The sequence below is a fragment of the Streptomyces sp. NPDC001220 genome (assembly GCF_053597895.1).
In genome coordinates this window covers 137,936-162,500 of the sequence record NZ_JBSFJE010000005.1, presented here as the reverse complement: position 1 = coordinate 162,500, position 24,565 = coordinate 137,936, and the positions used below count along the sequence as shown (strand labels likewise).

General features: G+C 71.9%; 22 protein-coding genes and 1 tRNA gene. 12 read left to right on the top strand and 11 right to left on the bottom strand.

Features of this window, described 5'->3' with window-relative positions:
* Positions 1-51 precede the first annotated feature (51 nt).
* On the top strand, positions 52-1,056 hold the full coding sequence (gene corA, locus ACWDGI_RS14200; protein ID WP_450758766.1) for a magnesium/cobalt transporter CorA: 1,005 nt from the start codon (positions 52-54) through the stop codon (positions 1,054-1,056).
* Positions 1,057-1,087: 31 nt separating this feature from the next.
* Here the strand turns inward: corA and ACWDGI_RS14195 are convergent, their stop codons facing one another.
* Positions 1,088-1,876, bottom strand: a complete 789-nt coding sequence (locus ACWDGI_RS14195) for a ferritin-like domain-containing protein (protein ID WP_450758764.1) — start codon at positions 1,874-1,876, stop codon at positions 1,088-1,090.
* A 229-nt stretch (positions 1,877-2,105) separates the two neighbouring features.
* A complete protein-coding gene (locus tag ACWDGI_RS14190; RefSeq protein ID WP_450758762.1) occupies positions 2,106-3,161 on the bottom strand; it encodes an LLM class F420-dependent oxidoreductase in 1,056 nt (351 codons plus the stop codon).
* 255 nt (positions 3,162-3,416) lie between these two features.
* On the opposite strand from ACWDGI_RS14190, the gene ACWDGI_RS14185 reads away from it, so the two are divergent.
* A complete protein-coding gene (locus ACWDGI_RS14185) occupies positions 3,417-4,400 on the top strand; it encodes an aldo/keto reductase (RefSeq protein ID WP_450758760.1) in 984 nt (327 codons plus the stop codon).
* Complete coding sequence (locus ACWDGI_RS14180) at positions 4,397-6,814, top strand: ATP-binding domain-containing protein (RefSeq protein WP_450758758.1); 2,418 nt, start codon at positions 4,397-4,399, stop codon at positions 6,812-6,814. Before ACWDGI_RS14185 ends, ACWDGI_RS14180 begins: the two co-directional genes overlap by 4 nt.
* 126 nt (positions 6,815-6,940) lie before the next feature.
* On the opposite strand, the gene ACWDGI_RS14175 is transcribed toward ACWDGI_RS14180, so the two are convergent.
* The gene (locus ACWDGI_RS14175) at positions 6,941-7,669 is read right to left on the bottom strand and encodes a hypothetical protein (protein ID WP_450758756.1); all 729 of its coding nucleotides are present in this window, start codon (positions 7,667-7,669) and stop codon (positions 6,941-6,943) included.
* A gap of 47 nt (positions 7,670-7,716) precedes the next feature.
* Between ACWDGI_RS14175 and ACWDGI_RS14170 the strand changes: the two genes are divergently transcribed.
* Entirely contained in the window at positions 7,717-7,905 is a 189-nt protein-coding gene (locus ACWDGI_RS14170) for a DUF5703 family protein (RefSeq protein ID WP_046732800.1), read from the top strand.
* Between the two features lie 102 nt (positions 7,906-8,007).
* On the opposite strand, the gene ACWDGI_RS14165 is transcribed toward ACWDGI_RS14170, so the two are convergent.
* From ACWDGI_RS14165 to ACWDGI_RS14155, 3 genes are all read right to left on the bottom strand, one after another.
* On the bottom strand, positions 8,008-9,048 hold the full coding sequence (locus tag ACWDGI_RS14165) for a chaplin family protein (protein WP_450758754.1): 1,041 nt from the start codon (positions 9,046-9,048) through the stop codon (positions 8,008-8,010).
* 135 nt (positions 9,049-9,183) lie between these two features.
* Positions 9,184-9,417, bottom strand: a complete 234-nt coding sequence (chpH, locus tag ACWDGI_RS14160; RefSeq protein ID WP_046732802.1) for a chaplin ChpH — start codon at positions 9,415-9,417, stop codon at positions 9,184-9,186.
* A gap of 162 nt (positions 9,418-9,579) precedes the next feature.
* A complete protein-coding gene (locus tag ACWDGI_RS14155) occupies positions 9,580-10,905 on the bottom strand; it encodes a M20/M25/M40 family metallo-hydrolase (RefSeq protein ID WP_450758752.1) in 1,326 nt (441 codons plus the stop codon).
* 198 nt (positions 10,906-11,103) lie between these two features.
* On the opposite strand from ACWDGI_RS14155, the gene ACWDGI_RS14150 reads away from it, so the two are divergent.
* Positions 11,104-11,191: transfer RNA gene (locus ACWDGI_RS14150), tRNA-Leu, on the top strand.
* A 52-nt stretch (positions 11,192-11,243) separates the two neighbouring features.
* Here ACWDGI_RS14150 and ACWDGI_RS14145 read toward each other — a convergent pair.
* A complete protein-coding gene (locus tag ACWDGI_RS14145; protein ID WP_450758750.1) occupies positions 11,244-11,480 on the bottom strand; it encodes a DUF397 domain-containing protein in 237 nt (78 codons plus the stop codon).
* A gap of 3 nt (positions 11,481-11,483) precedes the next feature.
* Entirely contained in the window at positions 11,484-12,350 is an 867-nt protein-coding gene (locus ACWDGI_RS14140) for a helix-turn-helix domain-containing protein (RefSeq protein ID WP_450758748.1), read from the bottom strand.
* A 241-nt stretch (positions 12,351-12,591) separates the two neighbouring features.
* Here ACWDGI_RS14140 and ACWDGI_RS14135 point away from each other — a divergent pair, with 241 nt between their 5' ends.
* The 4 genes from ACWDGI_RS14135 (at position 12,592) to ACWDGI_RS14120 (ending at position 19,142) form a co-directional block, all read left to right on the top strand.
* Positions 12,592-13,035 carry an ATP-binding protein gene (locus ACWDGI_RS14135; RefSeq protein ID WP_450758746.1) on the top strand — a complete coding sequence of 148 codons (444 nt, stop codon included), beginning with the start codon at positions 12,592-12,594 and terminating at the stop codon, positions 13,033-13,035.
* Positions 13,036-13,412: 377 nt separating this feature from the next.
* Positions 13,413-17,282 carry a Pls/PosA family non-ribosomal peptide synthetase gene (locus ACWDGI_RS14130; protein ID WP_450758744.1) on the top strand — a complete coding sequence of 1,290 codons (3,870 nt, stop codon included), beginning with the start codon at positions 13,413-13,415 and terminating at the stop codon, positions 17,280-17,282.
* 77 nt (positions 17,283-17,359) lie between these two features.
* Positions 17,360-18,733: a M1 family metallopeptidase gene (locus ACWDGI_RS14125; protein ID WP_450758742.1), complete on the top strand. Its 1,374-nt coding sequence runs from the start codon at positions 17,360-17,362 to the stop codon at positions 18,731-18,733.
* Positions 18,734-18,746: 13 nt separating this feature from the next.
* Positions 18,747-19,142: a YchJ family protein gene (locus ACWDGI_RS14120; protein WP_450758741.1), complete on the top strand. Its 396-nt coding sequence runs from the start codon at positions 18,747-18,749 to the stop codon at positions 19,140-19,142.
* A 16-nt stretch (positions 19,143-19,158) separates the two neighbouring features.
* On the opposite strand, the gene ACWDGI_RS14115 is transcribed toward ACWDGI_RS14120, so the two are convergent.
* Complete coding sequence (locus ACWDGI_RS14115; RefSeq protein WP_450758739.1) at positions 19,159-19,860, bottom strand: FadR/GntR family transcriptional regulator; 702 nt, start codon at positions 19,858-19,860, stop codon at positions 19,159-19,161.
* A 160-nt stretch (positions 19,861-20,020) separates the two neighbouring features.
* Here ACWDGI_RS14115 and ACWDGI_RS14110 point away from each other — a divergent pair, with 160 nt between their 5' ends.
* The 3 genes from ACWDGI_RS14110 (at position 20,021) to ACWDGI_RS14100 (ending at position 23,183) form a co-directional block, all read left to right on the top strand.
* The gene (locus tag ACWDGI_RS14110) at positions 20,021-20,542 is read left to right on the top strand and encodes a gluconokinase (protein WP_450758737.1); all 522 of its coding nucleotides are present in this window, start codon (positions 20,021-20,023) and stop codon (positions 20,540-20,542) included.
* 76 nt (positions 20,543-20,618) lie between these two features.
* Complete coding sequence (locus ACWDGI_RS14105; RefSeq protein WP_450758735.1) at positions 20,619-22,016, top strand: GntP family permease; 1,398 nt, start codon at positions 20,619-20,621, stop codon at positions 22,014-22,016.
* Positions 22,017-22,184: 168 nt separating this feature from the next.
* Positions 22,185-23,183 carry an NAD(P)H-dependent flavin oxidoreductase gene (locus ACWDGI_RS14100; protein WP_450758733.1) on the top strand — a complete coding sequence of 333 codons (999 nt, stop codon included), beginning with the start codon at positions 22,185-22,187 and terminating at the stop codon, positions 23,181-23,183.
* Positions 23,184-23,202: 19 nt separating this feature from the next.
* Here ACWDGI_RS14100 and ACWDGI_RS14095 read toward each other — a convergent pair whose 3' ends face one another.
* On the bottom strand, positions 23,203-23,826 hold the full coding sequence (locus ACWDGI_RS14095; protein WP_450758731.1) for a cytochrome b/b6 domain-containing protein: 624 nt from the start codon (positions 23,824-23,826) through the stop codon (positions 23,203-23,205).
* Entirely contained in the window at positions 23,810-24,532 is a 723-nt protein-coding gene (locus ACWDGI_RS14090; protein ID WP_450758729.1) for a molybdopterin-dependent oxidoreductase, read from the bottom strand. The genes ACWDGI_RS14095 and ACWDGI_RS14090 overlap by 17 nt, the downstream gene beginning before the upstream one ends.
* Positions 24,533-24,565: the final 33 nt, after the last annotated feature.

The following is a 24,565-nucleotide window of genomic DNA, read 5'->3' as shown; positions in this document are numbered from 1 at the left end:
GAGGAACGTCACGGAATGCGGTGCGGGCCGGGCGACGGGAGAATACTCTCCGTGATCGTCGACTGTGCCATCTACCGGGACGGGGAGCGGACGGAGACCCCGCAGGACTTCTCCGACGCCCTCGCGGAGGCACGCGCGCGTGGCGACAGTTTTCTCTGGATCGGCCTGTACGAGCCGACGGAACACGAGTTCGACCTGGTCACCGACGAGTTCGGGCTGCATCCGCTGGCCGTCGAGGACGCCCTCACCGCCCACCAGCGGCCCAAGCTGGAGGTGTACGACGACTCGCTGTTCGTCGTCCTGAAGCCGGTGACGTACGAACCGAAGAGCGACACGGTGACCTCCGGAGAGCTGATGATCTTCATCGGGGACTCGTTCGTGGTGACTGTGCGCCACGGGACGCCCTCGCCGCTCGGTGACATCCGACGGCACCTGGAGGAGCAGCACGAGCTGCTCAAGCACGGGCCGACGGGGGTGCTGTACTCGATCTCCGACGCGGTCGTCGACAACTACCTGGAGGTCGCGACCGAGTTGCAGAGCGACCTGGAGGAGGTGGAGGCCGAGGTGTTCTCGCCGAGCGGCGGCGGCTCCCGGCACACCGCGTCGCGGATCTACACCTTCAAGCGGCAGATCCTGGAGTTCCGCCGGGCCACTGTGCCGCTGGCCATGCCCATGACCAAGCTGGCGGGAGTGGGCCCCTACGGCAGCGGCTCCACGGTGCCCTTCGTGCGCGAGGACGCCCGCCCGTTCTTCCGGGACGTCAACGACCACCTGCTGCGGGTGAACGAGGGCGTGGAGGCCCTGGACCGGCTGGTGTCGGACGTCCTCAGCGCCCATCTCGCGCAGATGAGCGTCCGGCAGAACGACGACATGCGGAAGATCTCCGCGTGGGCGGCCATGGCGGCGGTCCCCACGCTGATCGCGGGGATCTACGGCATGAACTTCGACCACATGCCCGAACTGCACTGGTTCTGGGGGTACCCGGCGGTGATCCTGCTCATGGCCTCCCTGGAGCTGGTGCTGTACCGGCTGTTCAAGCGCCGCGGCTGGATGTGAGCCGCGCGGCGGCCGAGCGCCTCGCTCCCGCTCAGGCGAACTCGGGGGCGGAGGAGGCCGGGCCGCCCAGGGCGTTCCTGCGCTCCGGCATCCGCAGCGAGACCATCCGGCGCCAGCCGGCGGCGCGCTCGTAGGCGTAGACGGCGTGGACGCCGAACGCGAGCAGCGCGGACCTGCCCTTGGGCCAGCCGAGTATCCGGCCCATGTGGGCCATGACGGCGAGGCTGACGTCCCGGTAGATCCGGACCTCGGCGAGCGCGCACGCGCGCAGGGTGCGCTGGATGGCGCGGCCGTGCCCGGCGGCGGCGAACCGCAGCAGTTCCTCGTGGCAGTAGGCGAGGTGGTTGTCCTCGTCGTCGGAGATCATCCGCACCGCGCGGCCGACGTCCGGGTGGTCGGCGAAGTGCCTGCGCAGCTGCGTCATCTGCTCCGAGGCGCGCTGCTCGGTGACCCGGCTGTGGGCGAGGTAGGTGACGATGTCCTGCACGGTGAGCGGCCGGTCGGCCCGGAGCCTGTCGTGGGCGAGCCCGATGCCGTGCCGCTCCAGGAGCATCGTGTAGTCGGTGTCGGGCGGGACCGGGACGGGGGTGAGCCCGCGCCTGTTCATGAGGGCGTGGAAGATTCGCCCGTGCTTGTCCTCGTCGGCGCCGTGGCGGGTGATCTTGGGGGCGAGGTCGCGTTCGGTCTTCGGCACCAGCGCGGCGATCCGCGCGTTCTCCCAGCCGCCCTGCGACTCCCCGCTGGCCGCGATGGAACAGAAGAGCCGGAAGGACTCGTCGTTGTCGAGGATCTCCAGGAAAAGACTCTTGGCCGAAAGCATCGTGGGCACCCCTCCGGAGAACTCACCAGACCCGCAGAGAACGAGTCAAATGCCGCATCCGGACGGCTGCAACAGCTGTGCGGACGAACGCGGCCGAAAGGAGGAGCGCCGGGGTCACACGGGGGGCGTAACCGGGCGGGCGCGGGCGCGTTGTTCTGCGTGACGGCCGTGGCGGGGAAGACCCCCCGAGCCCCCACCACGGCCGCGGACTTCTCTCTCGCCGGAGCGCCTACGCGAGTCCGGCGAGCTCCAGGGCCTCGGCGCCGGCCCGCAGCGAGGCGAGCCGCTCGTCCAGGGCGAACCCGGCGGGCGCGAGCGACAGCGTGGTGACCCCGGCGGCCGCGTAGGCCTTCATCCGGTCGGCGATCCGGTCCACGGAACCGAGCAGCGTGGTCTGGTCGATCAGCTCCTGCGGGACGGCGGCGGCGGCCCCGTTCTTGTCCCCGGACAGGTACTTGTCCTGGATCTCGGCGGCCTCCTGCTCGTACCCCATGCGCTGGGCGAGCTGGTTGTAGAAGTTCTGCTTGCGGCTGCCCATGCCGCCGACGTACAGCGCGGTGTAGGGCCGGAAGGTGTCGGCGAGGGTGGCCACGTCCTTGTCGTCGCCGACGGCGAGCGGCAGCGTCGGGCAGATGTCGAACCCGTCGAGGGTCTTGCCGGCCTTCTCCCGCCCCGCGCGTAGGTACTTGACGGCCGTCTCCTCCAGGTGGTCGGCGGAGGGGAAGATCAGCAGCGCGCCGTCGGCGATCTCGCCGGTCTGCTCCAGGTTCTTCGGCCCGATGGCGGCGATGTAGACCGGGATGTGCTCGCGCTCCGGGTGCACGGTCAGCTTGATCGGCTTGCCGGGGCCGCCCGGCAGCGGCAGTGTCCAGTGCTCGCCCTCGTACGACAGCCGCTCGCGGCTCATCGCCCTGCGCACGATCTCCACGTACTCGCGGGTGCGGGAGAGCGGCTTGTCGAACTTGACGCCGTACCAGCCCTCGGAGACCTGCGGCCCGGAGACGCCCAGGCCGAGCCGGAAGCGGCCCTTGGAGAGCGAGTCGAGCGTCGCGGCGGTCATCGCGGTCATCGCGGGCTGCCGGGCCGGGATCTGGAAGATGGCCGAGCCGACGTCGATGCGCTCGGTCTGGGCGGCGACCCAGCTGAGTACGGTGGCGGCGTCGGAGCCGTAGGCCTCGGCGGCCCAGCAGACGGCGTACCCGAGCCGCTCGGCCTCCTGCGCCACGGCCAGATTGTCCCCGTCCATCCCGGCACCCCAGTAGCCGAGGTTGATCCCGAGCTTCATGGCCGATCCCCTTACCGATCAGTAACGTCGCTGTTGCGGAGACCTTAGCGCGGGGACTTTCTGTGTGGGGGATCGGTCGTGGTCCGACCGCGGGTCGTGGGGGTTGGTCGCGCCCACGCGGCGGAGCCGCGCATCGGTACTGCCCCGCGCCCCCGGACAGGTCGGCTCCCGCCTCCTGCAACGCACCGCCGCCCCGTGAAATCGGTTATCCACAGGCAACCCAACGCACCAGCTCTGGCCAGTAATCTCGCGGACATGGAGCAGAGGCATCTCGGCCGTACCGGCCTGCGCGTGTCCCGCATCGGGCTCGGCACCCTCACCTGGGGCCGGGACGTCGACGAGCACGACGCCGCGGACATGCTGAAGGCGTTCTGGGAGGCCGGCGGAACCCTGGTCGACACCGCGGACGTGTACGGCGACGGAGAGGCCGAGTACCTGCTCGGGCAACTCATAGAAGGGCTGGTGCCGCGCCGGGACCTGGTCATCTCGACGAAGGCGGGCAGTGTCCCCGACCCCGACCGCCGTTTCGACGGCTCCCGCGGCCATCTGCTCGCCGCGCTCGACGCCTCCCTGGCCCGCCTCGGCACGGACTACGTCGACGTCTGGCACGTGCACGCCTACGACCCGGACACCCCGCTGGAGGAGACCCTCCAGGCCCTCGACCTGGCCGTGAGCAGCGGCCGCGCCCGGTACGCCGGGGTCTCCAACTTCTGCGGCTGGCAGATCGCGAAGGCGGCGACCTGGCAGCTCGCGGCGCCGGGCACCCGCACCCGGCTGGCCAGCACCCAGCTGGAGTACTCGCTGCTCCAGCGGGGCGTGGAGCGCGAGGTGCTGCCCGCCGCCCTCGACCTCGGCATCGGCCTGCTGCCGTCCTCCCCGCTGGGCCGGGGCGTACTGACCGCGAAGTACCGCCACTCCACTCCCCCGGACTCCAGAGGCGCCTCGGAGCATCTGGCGCCGTTCGTCGCGCCGTATCTCGACGACACCGCGACCCGGATCGTGGACGCGGTGCAGACGGCGGCGGACGGGCTCGCCGTGACACCGCTCCAGGTGGCGCTCGCCTGGGTACGGGACCGGCCGGGCGTGGCCGCGCCGATCGTCGGCCCGCGCAACGCGCAGCAGCTCACGGGGGCGTTGTCAGTGGAGGCGCTTAGTCTTCCTGACGAGATCTGCCGGGCGCTCGACGACGTGTCGGCGCCCGTGCACCGCTATCCCGATCACGACTGGAGCACGCTGTGAGCACGGAGCCGGGGCTGGGCGCCACGCCCGAGGCCGACGAGGGCACGACGTCCGGGGGCACGACGGAGACCGACGCCCTCGCCACCACCACCGCCGCGGCAAGCGACACGGCAAGCGACACGCAACGCGCCGACTCCCGCGCGACCGACGCGGGCGACGGCGGCGACCGGGCCGACGGCCGTGTCGCGGGCTCAGGCGGTGGCCCGGAGGGCGGTGCAGGCGGAAAGGGCGACGCGGGCAACGGCAGCCGCCGGGCCGAGGGCGGCGACACCGCAGGCGCGGGCGGTGACCTGGAGGCCGGCGAGGCCGGCGAGGCCGACGGCAGCGACCGGGCCGGCGGCGGTGTCGCGGGGGCGGGCGGTGGCCCGGACGGTGGTGGGGGCGACGGCGGCTCGGTGGGCGCAGCGCGGCTGTCGGAGGCCGAGGCCGAGCTGGCCGCCCAGCGGGTCGAGCGGGAGCGGATCGAGCGGCGGAAGGCCGAGAAGGCGGGGCCGGTCGAGGCCGGGACCAAGCTCAGTGGCAAGGCGGCCGATCTGCTCGCGGCGATCCGGGCGGTGGAGAGCGGCGAGAAGCCCACGGCCACCGTGTTCGCCGCCCCGGAGCCCGCCCCCCGGCAGGCGTCCGTACCGGAGCCGGCCCACCGGCCCCGGCCCGCACCTGTCGCCGCCGCGCCCGCGGCACCCGCGGCGCCCGCCGTGGAGACGGTCACGGTGGTACGAGCGGTGCTGGCCGAGGGCGGTGCGCCCGAGTCGCTCGCTCCCCAGGTCGCCGCCGTCCTCGGTGAGGGCGCGGACACACTGCTGCGGGAGGACCCCTGGCAGTTGCTCCGGGTCACCGGCGTACGGCCGGACCACGCGGACGGGTTCGCGCGGGCGCTGCTGGGCGCGGAGTGCGGTCCGGGCGACGAACGGCGCGGCCGGGCGGTGACCGGCTGGCTCCTGGAACAGGCCGCCCTGGCCGGGCACACCGCGCTGGAGATGCCGGCGCTCACCGCCGCGCTGGCCCAGCGGACGGTGCCCGACCCGGAGGCGGCCGTGCAGGACGCGCTCGCCGAGGGAGACGCGCTGGTCTTCCAGGACCTGCTGGATCCAGGAGCCCCCGAGCCCGAGGACGACGAGGAGGAGCGGCCGGTCCGGGTCCTGGTCGGTCTGGAACGGTACGCGCTGGCCGAGGAGAGCCTCGCCGACGGACTGGCCCGGCTGGTCAACTCGCTGTCCACGGAGGCCTCGCAGCCCTGGGAGGCGGCCGCCGCGGCAACCTCCGGCGGTGCGGCCGAGCTGGCGGCGGCGGTCGCCGGACACGGCCTGGTGCTGCACACGGGCGGCGAGGCGGCCCGCGCCGAACCGGCGGCCCTGCTGACCGCCGCCCGGAGCGCCGGACTGCGCGCCTTCGCCGCCGTCCACACCCCGGAGGGACTCCGCCGCCTGGCCACCCTGCCGGCGGACGGCGAGGCGGCCGTCGGTACGGTCGCCGGTCTGCTCTCCGGCACCGAGGGGCCGGGCCGGGACGCGGAGGGTGCCCTCGACCTCGACCTGCTGATCGTGCTGGACGCGCCCCAGCTGGACGTGGAGGGCGCGGCGATGCTCGTGGAGGCGCTGCCCGACGGCGCCCGGCTGGTGCTCAGCGGGGATCCGGCGGTGCTGTGGTCGGCGGGCCCCGGGCGGGTCTTCGCCGACCTGCTGGCGGCCCGGGTGTGCCCACAGATCGCCTCGCGCACGCCCGACCCCGGCCCGCTCGGCGAACTGGTCTCCGGAATCGGTGCCGGTGAGCTCAGCCAGGTCGAGGCGCCCGGCAAGGAGATCGTGATCGTGCCGGTGCGGGACGCGGGCGAGGCGGTGCACCGGACGGTGCAGCTGGTCGCCGACTCCGTCCCGCGCGCCATCGGCGTCCCCGCCGAGCAGACCGTGGTGATCACCCCGGGCCATGGCGGCGCGGCCGGCACCCGTGCCCTCAACGCGGCCCTCAAGGAACGGCTCAACCCGGGCCCCGGCCGTTTCGGCGGCTTCGATCCGGGTGACCGGATCGCCTACTCCCCCGCGCCGGGCCGTACGGTCCCGGGCCAGGTGGTGAACGCCGACGCCGACGGGCTGCACCTGTCGTGCGCGGGCGCGCCCGTGGTCGTCCCGAAGGAGCGGGTGGAGCAGGCCGTACGGCACGGCTGGGCGCTGACCGCCCACCAGGCGGTCGGCGGCCGCTGGCCTGCGGCGGTCGTGGTGCTCCCCGGCGACGCGGCCCAGTCGCTCAGCCGCCCCTGGGTGTACACGGCGTTCAGCCGGGCGGAGCGGCATCTGTCGGTGGTCCACGGCGTGGACCAGGCCCTGCCGAAGGCGGTGGCCGAGACCCTGCCGAAGCCCCGGACGACCCGCCTTCCGCTCCTGCTCAGGACACAGGTACCGCCGACGGCCGGGGCCTGACCCGGCTCCGCCGCCCTGCTCCGCTGTCCCCTTGTTCCGCTGTCTCCGCTCGTTCCGCCGTCTCCGCTGACCGGCGGTGCCGAACCGGCCGCAAGGCCCGCAAGGCACCGCCGGGCGGCCGGAGGGTCAGCGCTCGGCGTCCAGCGGCTCCAGGTCCTCGTCCTCGTCGAGGCCGAGATCGTCCAGCTCGTCCGGGTCCTCGCTGCGCGCGATGCCCGCGGCGTCCTCGTGGTCCTCATGGTCCTCGTCGTCGAACACCGCGCTGACGTCGAACCGGCAGACGACCTGCTGCGGATCGACCCCCTCGAACGGGGCTTCCAGCCACTCACCGGGCTCGGCCGGCTCGTCCGCCGCGGTCACCCACAGTGTGGAGTCGCCCTCCTCCAGGCCGAACTCCTTGTGCCGGGAGGCGATCTCGTCCGGTTCGAACTCGCCGAACAGGATCCCCAGCGCCCCGTGGATCGTGCCGGCCGCGTCCTGGTCCGCGCCTGGGCCGTCGTCGTACTCCGCCGCCTCGACCCGCTGGGCCTGCGCCAGCAGCCGCTGTGGTTCCGCCACGGCGTAGTCGCGGCGGATCAGCACGCTGATCGCGTTCGGTTCCTCGGGCCCCGCGTACGGTGGCAGCGAGTCCTCGGTACCGGGGATCTCGAAGGGGGTGACCTCGTCATAGCGGTCGTAGAGCAGCTCGTCGTAGACCTCGGCGGCCGCGGCGAGCTGGTTGAACGCCTCGTAGACAGCCGGGTCGTCCTCCCCCGACCTGCGTTCGACCGCGGCCAGATGGCGGTCGAGCGCGGTCTTGACCGCCTCGGCGGCGGCGCGTACCTCGGCAGCGGTGGGCTGCGCAGCATCAGACATAGTGCAGACGCTATCCGTACCGGGCACCAGCCCGCACAATAGATGCGATGCCGGAATACGAATTTGTCGACGTGTACGTGCCTCGCGGGGTGTCCCGCAAGGAGGCGACGCGTCTGCTGACGGACCATGCCGAGTACGGACACTGGGAGTTGGACCGACTGAGCCTCATGCGCGACGGCAGCCGCAGGGTGCGGTTGCGCCGGCGGATCATCCGCCAGGTGCGTGCCACATGGTGAGACTCTCCGAATGACGGAAGGGGCCCCGCATCGACGGGGCCCGCTCCGTTCCACGCACCGCTGCCGGGGGCGCCCCCTCGGGAGAGCGTCGCCGTCCGTGCGCTACGCCGAGGCGCGTGCCTTGCGGTACAGCACCGCGCCCGCGAGCAGCGCGCCGGCGCCCGCCGGAAGCGCGAGGCCCAGCGGGAGGTCACTGCCGGTGTGCGCGAGCTGGGCGGTGGCCGGGCCGGGCCGGGTCACCGACAGGCTGCCCAGCGGGGCGACGAGGCCGGAGCCGTGGGTACCGGTCGTGACGGTCCGTCCCCCGGAGTGACCGGGCGGTGTACCGGTGTGCTGGCCCGGGTTGCCCGGGTGACCCGGATGTCCTGGCGTTCCGGGCTGTCCCGGAGTCCCGGGGTGACCCGGCTGTCCCGGAGTCCCGGGGTGACCAGGCTGACCCGGAGTCCCAGGCTGACCCGGCTGGCCGGGGGTCCCGGGGTGACCCGGGTGGCCGGGGGTCCCGGGGTGACCCGGGTGGCCGCCGTGCCCTCCGTGACCCGGAGGCGTTCCGTGGCCACCGTGACCTCCGTGACCTCCGTGACCTCCGTGACCTCCGTGTCCGGGCGGCTGCGTGCAGTGATCGCCGCCGGAACCACCGGAACCGCCAGAGCCACCGGAATGTCCGGAACTCCCGCCGTTGGCGCAGTCGTCGCCCACGGCGGTGTTGCCGATCCCGATGACGTTGACGCTGTTCCCGCACACGTTGACCGGAACGTCGATCGGCACCTGCACGGTGTTGCCCGAACCGACCCCGGGCGAGCCCCCGGTGTGTCCTGTGGCGTGCGAGCCGCCGTGGTGGCTTCCGTGCCCACCACCGTGCCCCCCGTACCCTCCGTGGCCCGTGGAGGCACCGCCCCCGCCACCGTGGTCGGCACACTTGTTGCCCATCGACGGGTTGAGGGCGCCGACGACGTTCACGGTGTTGCCGCAGACGTTCACCGGCACGTGCACCGGCGCCTGCACCGTGTTGCCGGACAGCACGCCGGGTGAGTCGGTGGCGGAGCCGACGGCCCCCGAGTCGGCATGGGCGTAGCCGCTCGCCGCGGCGATCACGCCGGTCGCCGCGGCCACTGTCATAAGGCCCTTACGGGTGCCCTGTCGCATTTCTGAATTCCCCCCTGCCTTGGATCCTGACCGTTGCATTCCCCGCGGAAAGAGCCCGCGGAAAAACCGGTCGGCCCCGGAGCGCATGGCGCGCGCTCCGGGGCCGACGGAAAGACGCCCCTCAGGGAGCCGGCGTCACTTGTTGATGCAGGTGTTGCCGAAGGCGGGGTTCAGCAGCCCGATCACCGAGATCGTGTTGCCGCAGACGTTCACCGGGACGTGCACGGGAACCTGGATCACGTTGCCGGAGATGACACCCGGGGAACCCACGGCAGCGCCCTGAGCACCCGAGTCGGCGACGGCCAGGCCCGCACCCGCGAGAACCAGACCACCAGTGGCAGCCGCAGCAGCGACGACCTTCTTGAGCATTATTCCTCCTTGTTGGCAATGCGATCCCAAGTAGCGGATCGCATTAGATGTAACGAGGAGGAAGTAATCGAGCTACGAGCTTATCGTCGCATTCACTCTTTTCAGTCGAACTCGTACAGCCGCCCGATTACCTGAAGCCAGGACTTCACGACGCGTACCGCTTCAGGACGCGTCGATGAACCGGTCGAGCACCCGCACGCCGAACTGCAGACCGTCCACCGGCACCCGCTCGTCCACGCCGTGGAACATGCCCGCGAAGTCCAGCTCCGGCGGCAGCTTGAGCGGTGCGAAGCCGAAGCCGCGGATGCCGAGGTCGTCGAAGGACTTGGCGTCGGTGCCGCCGGAGAGCATGTAGGGGATCGCCTTCGCGGTCGGGTCCTCGGCGAGCAGCGAGGACTGCATGGCCTCCACCAGCGCCCCGTCGAAGGAGGTCTCCACCGCCTTGTCGGAGTGCACGTCCGCGCGGACCACGTTCGGGCCGAGGATCCGGTCGAGGTCGGCGAGGAACTCCTCCTCGTGGCCGGGCAGGAAACGGCCGTCCACGTGCGCGGTGGCCTCGCCGGGGATGACGTTGACCTTGTAACCGGCGTTCAGCTGGGTCGGGTTGGCGGTGTTGCTGAGCGTCGCGCCGATCAGCTTGGCGATGCCGCCCAGCCGGGCCAGCGTCGACTCCATGTCCTCCGGGTCCAGTTCGGTGCCGAGCGCGTCGCCCAGTTCGTCGAGGAAGGCCCGGGTGGTCTTGGTGACCCGGACCGGGAACTTGTGCCGGCCGAGCCGGGCGACGGCCTCGGTCAGCTCGGTGATCGCGTTGTCGCGGTGGATCATCGAACCGTGCCCGGCGGTACCGGCCACCTTCAGCTTCATCCAGTGCATGCCCTTCTCGGCCGTCTGGATCAGGTAGAGGCGGCGCTGCTCGTTCACCGTGAAGGAGAAGCCGCCGACCTCGCTGATCGCCTCGGTGACGCCCTCGAAGAGGTCCGGGTGGTTGTCGACGAGGTGCCGGGCGCCCCAGGTGCCGCCGGCCTCCTCGTCGGCGAGGAAGGCGAGCACGATGTCCCGGGGCGGCTTCCGGCCGCTGCGCAGCCGGTCGCGTACGACCGCCAGGGTCATCGCGTCCATGTCCTTCATGTCGACCGCGCCCCGGCCCCACACGCACCCGTCCGCGACCTCGCCGGAGAACGGGTGGTGGGTCCAGTCGTCGGCGTTGGCCGGTACGACGTCGAGGTGGCCGTGGATCAGCAGGGCGGGCCGGGTCGGGTCCGCGCCCTCGATGCGGGCCACCGTCGAGGCGCGGCCCGGGTGCGACTCGAAGATCTTCGGCTCAAGGCCGACCTCGGCGAGCTTCTCGGCCACCCACTCGGCGGCCTTGCGCTCGCCGGGCCCGGAGTGGTCGCCGTAGTTGCTGGTGTCGAAGCGGATCAGCTCGCGGCAGAGGTCCACGACCTCGTCCTCGCCGGTGACGCTCCTGGCCGTGTCCGTCTCGCTCACGCTGCTTCCTTCCGCTGTCACTACCGGCCGGTCCCTGTCATCCTCTCTCCCTTCCCGCCCGAGCCCAAGACCGGTCCTGGTCCGTCACACGCCGTTCACGCCCGCCCGTCCCCGGAACGGGGTGTGATCGGCCACCTCCGAAAGCCTGGTAATGTTTCCTTCGTCGCCGCGAGGGAGACCCCGCGCGACAGACACCTTGTCCGGGTGGCGGAATGGCAGACGCGCTAGCTTGAGGTGCTAGTGCCCTTTATCGGGCGTGGGGGTTCAAGTCCCCCCTCGGACACCACGAAGAAACCCCTGCTGAGCAGGGGTTTCTTGGTTTTCGGGGGGTGTGGGGGTCAGCCGAGGCGGCCTATTCGGCCGTTCCCGAGGTTTCCGTGGGGCACGGCCGAGGTGAACGCGGAGAGCGCCGCCCGGCCCAGCAGCAGCGCGGGCCCGCAGGGTCGCTTGCTGTCGCGGACGGCCACCGTCGCCTCGTCGACGATCCCGCATTCCACGCAGTCGGACTGTGATGCGGACGCCGAGGACTTCCACCAGGTCACCGGCAGAGTCGACGCGTCGTCAACGTGCTTCATTCGCTATTCGTTCTTCCTTATCTGGGTGATCAGTTCCACCGACGCCTCGACGGACTCGGCGGCAGACGTGAGGCGTTGCCACGCGGCCCGGTGCGTGGAGACCCGATCACGTTCCTCGATGTACAGGGCGGAGGTCAGCCCTTCCTGGTGGACGACGTCCAGGTCCGTGTGCGGACCGAAGCCCAGGATGCTGAAGGTGCCGGTCAGCCCGGCGTGGAGGGGGGCGTCCGAGCGCAACACCTGGATGTTGATGTTCGGACGCCGCCCCATCGTAAGCAGGCGCCCCAACTGCTCGTACATCAGGGCGGGATCCTCGGTGGTGCAGCGCAGGGCCTGTTCGGAGATGATCGCCCAGAGCGCCAGCGGGTCACTGTCGCGGGTGAGTACGGCCTGACGTGCCAGCCGTACCTCGACCAGCGCGTCGACCCGTGCCTCGACCGCCTCGGACATGGCGGTCGCCCGGATGATCTCGCGGGCGTACTCGGCGGTCTGGAGCAGTCCGGGGATCATCCCCAACTGCCAGGTGGAGACCGTCTCTGCCTCGGCCTCCAGACTGATCAGGTCCTCGTACACGGGTGTGAGGACACCCCGGTACGAGTGCCACCAGTCGCGGCGGCCTGCGTCCTTGGTGAGAGTGATCAGGGCCGCGCGCAGTTCGTCGCTCACGTCGCGGCCGAGTGCGGTGTACAGATCGAGCAGCGCCTGGATGTCCGCTGCCTTGGGGGCGGTCTTGCCGGTCTCCATCCGGGACAGCTTCGAGGAGACGAACGCGCCTTCGGAGTGCTCCGCGACCTCGTCGAGGGTGAGTTCGCCGCGCAGTTCGCGCAACTTCGCACCGAGCCGTCGCCGGCGCACCGTGGGCGTGCTCACGGATTCCCCCTTCTGTCCGGTGAACTGCCCGACAGTCTGCCGTGCCGCCCCAACCCTCGCCACCGGCTGGCGGCTTGTGCCGCAACTCTCTCGCAGAGGTGCGCAATTTTTCACATCACGTGGGACGTATTGCGATCGACTGTGCTGTGAAGGCACCATGAATCCGGGAAATACGAAAGTGACCGCACTCGCATGGCGAACCACCGTGCCTGCGTTGGGACATGCCCGTGAGGGGATCTACATGATCGAACGCCAGCGGAGCACCACGACCGAAACCCGTGCACTGCAAGTCGCCCCGCCGCCGGTCCTGTTACTGGCGAGCGAGCCCCAGTCGGCCAGGGCGGCACGGACGTTCGTGAGCGACTTCATCATCCATCACACCCCGGACGCCTCCCGTGACCACATCGAGGCCGTCGCGCTGGTCACCTGCGAGCTGGTCACCAACTCCCTGCGTTACGAGACCGACCCGGACGACCCGGTCAGACTCCTCATCGACACCGACGGCTCCCGGACCCGGGTCGAGGTGCACGATCCGCTCAACCACCGTCCCCGGCTGCGCCCCATCTCCGTCGAACGCGACCGTGGGCGCGGTCTGCTGATCCTGGACGCCCTGTGCTCGGGCCGCTGGGGCGTGGGCAATCTGCCCTGGGGCAAGTCCATCTGGGCCGAGGTCACCGCCGCCTGATCCGCACTCCCCCCACGACGACGGCCGGTTCCGTGGCGCACCCCCCTCCCTGCCACGGCACCGGCCGTCGCCGCGCGCGCCGTCGGGCCCGCGGAGTCGGGCCGCCCCACGCAGCGTTGGCGTTTCTCACACTGTGTTGACCGGCCTCACGCTGTGTGTCCCATCTCTCGTCACACCCGGAGAAGACCTGGTCAGAGGTGCCTTAGAATTCAAGTGACTACCTCGAACGGCCGCTTCCAAGTGGCCGCAAGATGAACGTGAGCCTAGCGTCGTACTAATATTTCCGGCTTGTTACCCAGCCGGAGCCGGACAACCCCAGGCAGACCTGGGGACCCGCCGGCGCCCCGGATGTTCCGGGAACGAGACGCGAGGACCGGATGGCAGCGATTGACGAGAGCAGTGCTCTCGGCCTGCTCGACGAAGAGATCCGCGAGGAGTTCGGGGACACGGCACGCTTCTCGGCGGGAGCGGCGGCCTCGCCACGCACGCTCGTGGACGTGCTCGAAGCAACGGTACGGACCCACCCCGACGAGCCCGCACTGGACGACGGCACCGCCCAGCTCACCTACCGCGCCCTCGCGGTCGAGGTCGAGCGGCTGCGGCGACGGCTCCACGAGGCCGGGGTGGGGCTCGGCGACCGCGTGGGCGTACGGGTGCCGTCCGGGACCAACGACCTGTACATCGCCGTGCTCGGCGTGCTCGCGGCCGGTGCCGCCTATGTCCCCGTGGACGCCGAGGACCCCGACGAGCGGGCCGCGCTGGTGTTCGGGGAGGCGGAGGTCGCGGCCGTCCTCGGTGCCGGGCTGGAGATCGACGTACGGAACCCCGAGGCGCGCCACGCCGCCCGGCGGCCCGGCGTCGAGCACGACGCCTGGATCATCTTCACCTCCGGTTCCACCGGCAGGCCCAAGGGCGTCGCCGTCACCCACCGCAGCGCCGCCGCCTTCGTGGACGCCGAGTCCGCGCTGTTCCTGACCGAGGACCCGATCGGCCCGGGCGACCGGGTCATGGCGGGCCTCTCGGTGGCCTTCGACGCCTCCTGCGAGGAGATGTGGCTGGCCTGGCGTTACGGGGCCTGCCTGGTGCCCGTGCCCCGCTCCCAGGTCCGCAGCGGCGCCGACCTCGGCCCCTGGCTGGTCGAGCAGGAGATCACCGTCGTCTCGACCGTGCCGACCCTGGCCGCGCTCTGGGAGCCCGAGACCCTCAACGACGTCCGGCTCCTCATCTTCGGCGGCGAGGCCTGCCCGCCCGAGCTGGCCCAGCGGCTGGTCACCGAGGGCCGCGAGGTCTGGAACACCTACGGTCCCACCGAGGCCACCGTCGTCGCCTGTGCGGCCCTGATGAGCGGCGAGGAGCCGATCCGCATCGGGCTGCCGCTGAACGGCTGGGAACTCGCCGTCGTCGACGACGCGGGCGAGCCCGTGGCGATGGGCGAGAGCGGCCAGCTGGTGATCGGCGGGGTCGGCCTGGCCCGCTATCTCGACGCCGAGAAGGACGCGGAGAAGTACGCGCCGCTTCCGTCGCTGGGCTGGGACCGGGCGTACCGCAGCGGTGACCTGGTGCGCGCCGACCGCGAGGGACTGGTGTTCCTCGGGCGCGCGGACGAGCAGATCAAGCTCGGCGGCCGCCGTATCGAGCTGGGCGAGGTCGACGCGGCCCTCCAGGCACTGCCGGGCGTCGCGGGCGCCGCGGCGGCCGTACGGACCGCGCGCAGCGGCAACCAGCTGCTCGTCGGCTACATCGTCACCCAGGACGGCTGGGACCACCCGACCGCCGTCGAGAAGCTGCGCGCCGAGCTGCCCGCGGCCCTCGTCCCGCTGCTCGCGCCCGTCGAGGAGCTGCCCACCCGCACCTCCGGCAAGGTCGACCGCAACGCCCTGCCCTGGCCCCTGGAGGGCCTGGAGACGGCCGGCCGGGCCGAGCAGCTGTACGGCACCGAGGCCTGGCTCGCCGAGCAGTGGACCGAGGTCCTCGGTATCCCGGTGAGCAGCGCCTCCGACGACTTCTTCGCGATCGGCGGCGGCAGCCTGTCCGCCGCCCAGCTCACCACCCGGCTGCGCACCCGCTACCCGAGCGCGGCCGTCCTCGACATCTACCAGCAGCCGGTGCTGCGCAAGCTGGCCCGCCACCTGGAGGAGTCCGCGCAGGACGACACCGCGCAGCGGACGATCGCGCCGGTGCCGCGCGCCGCCCAGTTGGTGCAGCTCATGGTGCTGCTCCCGCTGTTCACCCTGCTCGGGCTGCGCTGGACGGTCGTCCTGGCCGCGCTCGGCAACGTGCTCGGCGGCTACGGCTGGCTGCCCACCGCACCCTGGTGGCTGGTCGCCCTCGGGGCCCTGGTCCTTTACACGCCGCCCGGCCGGATCGCGATCGCCGCCGGTGGCGCGCGGCTGCTGCTGCGGGGCGTGAAGCCCGGCCGGTACCCGCGCGGCGGCTCGGTCCATCTGCGGCTGTGGACGGCCGAGCGGCTGACCGAGTTCACCGGCGCGACCGCGCTGACCGGGTCCTGGCTGGAGCGGTACGCGCGGGCGCTCGGCGCCAAGATCGGTCCCGAGGTGGACCTGCACTCGCTGCCGCCGGTCACCGGCCTGCTCAGGGTGGGGCGCGGTGCGGCCGTGGAGTCCGAGGTGGACCTGTCCGGCCACTGGCTGGACGGCGACCGACTGGTGATCGGCCCGGTCCGGATCGGCGCCCACGCGGTCGTCGGCACGCGCGGCATCCTCTTCCCGGGCGCCCGGGTCGGCAAGCGCGCCGAGGTGGCCCCCGGCTCGGCGGTCACCGGGCAGATCCCGACCGGCCAGCGCTGGGCCGGCGCCCCGGCGGTCAAGCTCGGCAAGGCCAAGCGGAACTGGCCCAAGCAGCGGCCGCAGCGCGGCACCTACTGGCGGGTGATGTACGGCCTGACGGGCGTCGGGCTCAGCGCGCTGCCCGTGCTGGCGGGTGCCGCCGCACTGCTGGTCGCCGGGCGTTTCGTGGCTCCCGGGGGCGGCCTGGCCGAGGCCCTGCGGGGCGCGGCGGTCGCGCTGGTCCCGGCCACCCTGGCCTTCGGGCTGGTGTACGCGCTGCTGATCCTGGTCTCCGTACGGCTGCTCAGCCTGGGCCTGCGGGTCGGCACGCATCCGACGCACAGCCGGATCGGCTGGCAGGCCTGGACGGTCTCCCAGCTGATGGACCGCTCCCGGGACACCCTGTTCCCGCTGTACGCCGGTCTGGTCACCCCCGTGTGGCTACGGCTGCTCGGGATGCGGATCGGGCGCGGTGCCGAGGTCTCGACCGTGCTCGCGCTGCCGAGCCTGACGACGGTCGGCGAGGGCGCGTTCCTGGCCGACGACACGCTGACCGCGCCGTACGAGCTCGGTGGCGGATATGTGCGGATCGGGCGCGCGGAGATCGGGCGGCGGGCGTTCCTCGGGAACTCCGGGATGACCGCGCCGGGCCGCAGCGTGCCGGACGGCGGCCTGGTGGGCGTGCTGTCGGCGACGCCGAAGAAGGCGAAGAAGGGCACGTCGTACCTGGGGCTGCCGCCGGTGAAACTGCCACGCAGCGCGTCGGACGGTGACCAGAGCCGGACCTACGAGCCGCCGGCGCGGCTGCTGTGGGCGCGCGGTCTGGTGGAGCTGTGCAGGATCGTGCCGGTGCTGTGCTCGGTGGCGCTGGCCGGGCTGACGGTCGCCGCGCTGTGCGCGCTGGGCGCGTGGGCGCCGCTGCTGTCCGGCCTGGTGCTGCTCGCCGCCGGTGCCGCCGCCGGCCTGGTGTCCGTGCTGGCCAAGTGGCTGCTGGTCGGGCGGCACCGCGGTGGGGAACACCCGCTCTGGAGTTCGTTCGTGTGGCGCAACGAGCTGGCGGACACCTTCGTCGAGGTGCTGGCGGTGCCGTGGCTGGCCGGTTCGGTTCCGGGTACCCCGGTGATGACGGCCTGGCTGCGCGGCCTCGGCGCGCGGATCGGCAAGGGCGTCTGGGTGGAGAGCTACTGGCTGCCGGAGACGGATCTGGTGACCCTGGAGGACGCGGCCACCGTGAACCGCGGCTGTGTCCTGCAGACTCACCTCTTCCACGACCGGATCTTGCGGACGGATACTGTGGTTCTCCGTGAGGGCGCCACACTGGGTCCTGGCGGGATCGTGCTGCCCGGCAGCACGATCGGGGCCCGTACCACCCTGGGTCCCGCGTCGCTCGTCATGGCGGCGGAGTCGGTTCCCGACGACACCCGCTGGCTCGGCAACCCGATCGAGGCATGGCGTCCCTGAGCGCGGGCCGTTCGGTGGCCGCGGGCATCGGTGCGCCGAGAGACGGTTCGAGCACAGCGCAGGGAGCGAACGCGGAAGTGGCAGTGCAGCAGTCAGCGGGTCCGGACCCGTACTTCCCGGACAACGGCGATCCCCGGTACCGGGTGCATCGCTATGAGCTCACGCTGGACTACCGGCCCGGCCCCAACCGACTGGCCGGCTCGGTCCGGATCAACGCGATCGCGGGCCGGGCGGCGCTGCCCGAGTTCCAGCTGAACCTGGCCGACTTCAAGATCGGCCGGATCCGGGTGGACGGCCGCCAGCCGCACTGGACGCACCGCGGCGGCAGGCTGCGGGTCAAGCCCGTCAAGCCGCTGCGGGCCGGGGCCGCGTTCACCGTGGAGATCCACTGGTCGGGCAACCCCAGGCCGGTGAACAGCCCCTGGGGCGGGATCGGCTGGGAGGAGCTGACGGACGGCGCGCTGGTGGCGAGCCAGCCGGTGGGCGCGCCCTCCTGGTTCCCGTGCAACGACCGGCCGGCCGACAAGGCGTCCTACCTGATCTCGGTCACCTGCCCGTCCGCGTACTCGGTGGTGGCCGGCGGCCGGCTGCTGACCCGGACCACCAAGGCGTCCACGACGACCTGGGTGTACGAGCAGGCGGCGCCGACGTCGAGCTATCTGGTGGGCCTCGCGATCGGCAAGTTCCAGACGGTGATCCTCGGCGACCCGGGGTTCGGCGGGATCCCGATGCACGGGCACATACCCGCGCATCTGCTGCCCGACTTCTCGCGGGACTTCGCCCGGCAGCCCGCGATGATGGACCTGTTCCAACGGCTTTTCGGGCCCTACCCGTTCGAGGAGTACGCGGTCGTCGTCACCGACGAGGAGTTCGACGTCCCCGTCGAGGCACAGGGGTTGTCGCTGTTCGGCGTCAACCACGTGGACGGCGCCCGGGGTTCGGAGCGGCTGGTGGCGCACGAGCTGGCGCACCAGTGGTTCGGCAACAGCGTCTCCATCGCGGACTGGCGGCACATCTGGCTGAACGAGGGGCTCGCCAAGTACGCGGAGTGGCTGTGGTCGGAGCGGTCCGGTGGCCGTAGCGCCCAGCAACTGGCGGCTGTCGCGCACCGGTTGCTGTCCGGGCTGCCGCAGGACATCCGGATCGCCAACCCGGGCCGCAAGGCGATGTTCGACGACCGGCTCTACGAGCGCGGCGGGGTCACGGTCCACGCGCTGCGCTGCGCACTCGGCGACGAGCGGTTCTTCCACATGCTGCGGGCGTGGGCGGGCCTGCACCGGGGCGGGACGGTGACGACCGCCATGTTCACGGCGCACGTCAACCGGTTCGCGGACGAGCCGCTCGACGCCCTCCTCGACGCCTGGGTGCACGGCGCGGCGCTGCCCGCGCTGCCCACCCTGAGCGTGCCGGCCCGTCCGGCGCAGCCGCCCACCAACGCCGAGTCGGCGTAGGGGGGGCGGGCTCTTGGCAGCGAAGCGATCCCGGCGACAGCCCGCCGCCGGCTGTCCGTGCGGCCTGGCGGAGACGTACGAGAAGTGCTGCGGGCGGTTCCACCGCGGTGCGGCGGCGCCCACCGCCGAGGCGCTGATGCGCTCGCGCTACAGCGCGTTCGTCAGGCGTGACGAGCCGTACCTGCTGCGCACCTGGCATCCCCGGACCCGTCCGGGCCGGCTCGACCTGGACCCCGGGATGCGGTGGACGGGCCTGGAGATCCTGGCGACGACCGACGGTACGGCCTTCCACGCCACCGGCACGGTGACCTTCCGCGCCTCCTTCAAGGGCGGGTCCCTGCACGAAGTCAGCCGGTTCGAGCGGGTCGACGGCGCCTGGGTGTACCTGGACGGCGACTTCCCGGACTAGGGCGGCCTAGGGCGGCCTAGGGCGCCAGGATGTCCAGTTCCTGGAGGGCGCCCACCGTGATCTCGCGGGTCAGCTGCTCGGCACGGGCCGCGTCGCCCTCGCGGACCGCCTCGGCCAGCTGGACGTGGAGGGTGACGGCGGCCGGGTCGGGGTCCTCGAACATCACCTCGTGGTGGGTACGGCCCGCGAGGACCTCCGCCACGACGTCGCCGAGGCGGGCGAACATCTCGTTGCCGGAGGCGTTGAGGATCACCCGGTGGAACGCCATGTCGTGGAACAGGTACTGCTCCAGCCGGTGGCCGCGCGAGTTGGCCACCATGCCGAGCGCGCACTCGGTGAGTTCCGCGCACTGCTTGGCCGTGGCGTTCTTCGCCGCCAGGCGCGCGGCCACCGGCTCGACCGCCGAGCGCAGCACGGTCAGCGAACGCAGCTGGTGGGGGCGGTCGGCACCGGCCAGCCGCCAGCGGATGACCTGCGGGTCGTAGACGTTCCACTCGGCCTTCGGGCGGACCGTCACGCCGACCCGGCGGCGGGACTCGACCAGGTGCATGGACTCCAGCACCCGGACCGCCTCGCGCATCACCGAGCGTGACACCTCGAACTGCTGGGCCAGCTCGTCCGTGCGCAGGACGCTGCCCGGCGGGTACTCGCCGGCGGTGATGGCGGGGCCGAGGGAGTCAAGTACGCGGCCGTGCAGCCCGCGGCCCATGGTGCTCATGCACTCAGCGTACCGAGCGGATCACAGAGCCAAAAAGTCAGACTTATTTGTCACAGACTCTTGAATTCGTCGTACCTAATGGGTTTCAGTGAGGCCGACGCCGGATGTCGTACGCCGGTGTCTCTCGTTGAGGAACCCCGAGGAAGACAGCGAGGCAGTGATGCGGACCCCCCACGTCGTCGTGGTGATGGGCGTCGCCGGCACGGGCAAGACCACGATCGGTCCCCTGCTCGCCGCCCGGCTCGGCGTCCCCTACGCCGAGGGCGACGACTTCCACCCGCCGGCCAACATCGCCAAGATGTCGGCCGGACACCCGCTGGAGGACGCCGACCGGTGGCCTTGGCTGGACGCCATCGGCTCCTGGGCGCACGGGCGGGAGGGCCTGGGCGGGGTGGTCAGCAGCTCCGCGCTGAAGCGGTCGTACCGTGACCGGCTCCGCGCCGCCGCCCCGGGCGTCGTCTTCGTGCACCTCACCGGCGACCGGAAGCTCATCGAGGACCGGATGTCGCACCGGCAGGGTCACTTCATGCCGACCGCGCTGCTGGACTCGCAGTTCGCCACGCTCCAGCCGCTGGAGGCGGACGAGGCGGGCGTCGCCGTGGACGTCACCGGCAGCCCCGAGGAGATCACCGCACGGGCCGTGCGGGCCCTGGACGCACTGCCCGACCTCACCCGGCGGTAACTCCCCCTCTCAGCGATCCCCCCCCCTTTTTCCCGTATCTGCAAGTTCTCCGTCCCCGTACCTCCAAGGAACCACCGTGACCAGACTCAGCGTCGAGATGCTGGCAGCGGACACCGTCGCGCCCATCACCTCGGCCGGACATGCCCAGCTCGGCATCGCCGTCCTTGCGGCCTTCGCCGTCATCATCCTGCTCATCACCAAGTTCAAGCTCCATGCCTTCCTGGCGCTGACCATCGGCTCGCTCGCGCTCGGCGCGTTCGCCGGGGCGCCGCTGGACAAGGTCATCACCAGCTTCACCACCGGCCTCGGCTCCACGGTCGCCGGCGTGGGTGTCCTGATCGCGCTCGGGGCGATCCTGGGCAAGCTGCTCGCCGACTCCGGCGGTGCCGACCAGATCGTCGACACCATCCTCGCCAAGGCCGGCGGCCGCTCCATGCCGTGGGCGATGGTGCTGATCGCCTCCGTGGTCGGTCTGCCGCTGTTCTTCGAGGTCGGCATCGTGCTGCTGATCCCGGTGGTGCTGATGGTCGCCAAGCGTGGCAACTACTCCCTGATGCGCATCGGCATCCCGGCGCTGGCCGGTCTGTCCGTGATGCACGGCCTGGTGCCGCCGCACCCCGGCCCGCTGGTCGCGATCGACGCGGTCGGCGCCAACCTGGGCGTGACCCTGGCCCTCGGCGTCCTGGTGGCCATCCCGACCGTGATCGTCGCCGGTCCGCTGTTCTCCAAGGTCGCCGCCCGCTGGGTGGACGTCCCGGCCCCCGACCGGATGCTCCCGCAGCGCCCCTCGGAGGAGCTGGAGAAGCGCCCCGGCTTCGGCGCCACCCTCGCCACCATCCTGCTCCCGGTCGTGCTGATGCTGGCCAAGGCGCTGGTGGACATCGTCGTCGACGACCCGGCGCACACCGTCCAGCGGGTCTTCGACGTCATCGGCTCCCCGCTGATCGCCCTGCTCGCGGCCGTGATCGTCGGCTTCTTCACGCTGGGCCGCCCGGCCGGGTTCTCCAGGGAACGGCTCCAGCAGACCGTCGACAAGGGTCTGATGCCCATCGCGGGCATCCTGCTCATCGTCGGCGCGGGCGGCGGCTTCAAGCAGACGCTGATCGACTGCGGTGTCGGCCAGATGATCCTGGAGATCTCCAAGGACTGGTCGATCCCGGCGCTGCTGCTGGCCTGGCTGATCGCGGTGGCGATCCGGCTGGCGACGGGCTCGGCGACGGTGGCGACCGTCTCGGCGGCGGGCCTGGTGGCCCCGCTGGCGGCGGACATGTCGACGGCCCACACGGCCCTGCTGGTGCTGGCCATCGGCGCCGGTTCGCTCTTCTTCAGCCATGTCAACGACGCCGGTTTCTGGCTGGTCAAGGAGTACTTCGGGCTGAGCGTCGGGCAGACCGTCAAGACCTGGTCGATCATGGAGACGATCATCTCGGTGGTGGCGGGCGGCCTGGTCCTGCTCCTCTCACTGATCGTCTAGAGGCACCGCGTCCACGACGCCGGCCGCCCACCGGCGTCGTGGACGTCCAGGAGCGGGTGGGTCCGCTCGGCACGAGGCGGCGGACCGGAGTCGGCCGGCCGAGGTGCCGCTGGACGTCGAAGGTGCGGGCGGACCGCCGGTTTTCCGGCGGTCCGCTACTGTTCGCCCATGTTGCGGACCAGGTTGACCGACATGTTCGGACTCGCCCATCCGATCATGTGCGCCCCCATGGCCCTGCACAGTGGCGGGACACTCGCCGCGGCGGTCTCCGCCGCCGGCGGGCTCGGCTGTTTCGGGGGTACGCATCCCTGGCAGGGGCCCGACTGGATCCGCGCGGAGATCGCGACCGTCCGGGCCGCGACGGACCGGCCCTTCGCGGTCGGGTTCATCACGCCGTTCCTCCCCTTCACCGAGCCGCTGTTCGACGCCACGCTGGAGGAGCGGCCTGCGGTCGTCGCGCTGTCGTTCGCCGATCCCCGGCCGTGGCTCGGCCGGGCCAAGGACGCGGGAGCCCGGGTGATGTGCCAGGTCCAGGACTACGAGGACGCCGCGGCGGCGGTGGCCGCCGGGACCGATGTCCTGGTGGCGCAGGGCAACGAGGCCGGCGGTCACACCGGGACGATGGGCCTGCTGCCGTTCTTGACCGGCATCGTGCGCAGGTACCCCGATGTCCCGGTACTGGCCGCGGGCGGCATCGGCGACGGACGCACCCTCGCCGCCGTCCTCACCGCCGGCGCGGACGGTGCCTGGCTGGGCACGGCGTTCCTCGCCACACCCGAGGCGGTCGAGGTGCACGACATCCACAAGCGCCTGATCGTCGAGAGCGACGGCGGGGACACCGTGTGGACCCGGGCCTACGACATCGTGTCAGGCCTGCCGTGGCCGACCGGTATCGGCGAACGCGTCCGCCGCAACCGGTTCACCGACGAGTGGTCGGGGCGCGAATCGACGCTGCGGGACCGCGCGGAGGAATTCAGCGGCGCGACGGGCGGCAACCCCTTCGGGGCACCGCCCGACCCCGACACCGGCGAGATCCTCTACGGACAGTCGGCGTCCTTCGTCGAGGGCGTGCGCCCTGCCGCCGACGTGGTCCACGCGATCAGCGAGGAGGCCGAAGCGATCCTGGACTCGCGGCCGCGCTCGCTGCTCGGGCGGCCGCCGGCCTGATCGACGTCCCCGCCGGGAGTCAGGGCCGCCACAGCGGATGCTCCCGCTTCGCCCACTCCTTGCTCACCTTCCCGGTGCGCAGCCCCTGCCTCGCCTCCGGGTCGGCCATGGCCATGCCGATGTGGCCCGCCAGGACGACGCCGATCGTCAGGGACAGCCAGTCGTGGACGAAGGTGGCCGAGGTGCGCCACATCAGCGGGGTGAGGTGGGTGAACCACATCAGCAGGCCGGTGGCGAGCATGACCAGGGTGGCGCCGGCGATCCAGTTCGCGTAGATCTTCTGGCCGGCGTTGAACTTGCCCGCCGGACGGGAGGACGGGCGTTTGTCACGGCTCAGGGCGGCCCGCAGCCAGAGCCTGTCGTGGGGGCCGAAGCGGTTCAGGAAGCCGAGGTCCCTGCGGAAGGCGCGGGAGGCGAGGCCGAGCAGGACCGGGACGGGCAGGGCCAGGCCGGCGCACTCGTGGATGCGGACGACCAGTTCGCGGCGGCCGACCAGGATCGCCAGCTGCGGGATGTAGAGGCAGGCGGCCGTCAGCACGCAGATGCCCATCAGCGCCGCCGTCGTGCGGTGGATCCAGCGCTCGGCGGGGGTGAAGCGGTGCAGCCGCCCGGTGGCGGCCGGTGCCTCAGCTCGTAGGCTCATCGTCGCGTCCGTTCGAGCGGCCGACCCAGGCGTCGACGTCGTAACCGAGGTGTTCCCAGTATCCCGGCTGCACCTTGTCGGTCACCGTGATGCCGGAGAGCCACTTGGCCGATTTGTAGAAGTACATGGGGGCGACGTACAGGCGGACCGGGCCGCCGTGGTCGTGTCCGATGGCCTTGTCCTGCATGCGCAGCGCGACCAGGATGTCCGGCCGCCGCGCCTGGTCGAGGGTGAGGCTCTCGGTGTACGCGCCGTCGAAGCAGGTGAAGCGGATCGCCTTCGCGGTGTCGCGCACTCCCGCCAGGTCCAGCAGGTGCGAGAGGCGGACCCCCTCGAACGGGGTCTCCGGCACCCGCCACCCGGTCACGCACTGGACATCCTTGACCAGCCGGGTCTGCGGCAGGGCGCGCAGCTCGGCCAGGCTGAAGGTGTGCGGTCTGTCGACCAGGCCGTCGATCTTCAGCTGGTAGTCGGCGGCGGTCTTGTTCGGCACCGACCCGGTCACCGAGTAGTAGCGGAAGCCGCCGCCGTTCGGGAGCAGGCCGGTCAGGCCCGTGGGGTCCTTGCCCGAGAAGGTGCCGAGGACCGACTCGGTGACGCGTTGCAGCACCGGCGCGGTCACGACACCGAGGGCGCCCAGGCCTACGGTGCCGAGGAACACCCGGCGGCCGATCGGCCGACCCTCCTCGGGTCGTTCAGAATTCACGTACCCATTCGAACACCCTCGGGGCGGGCCCGG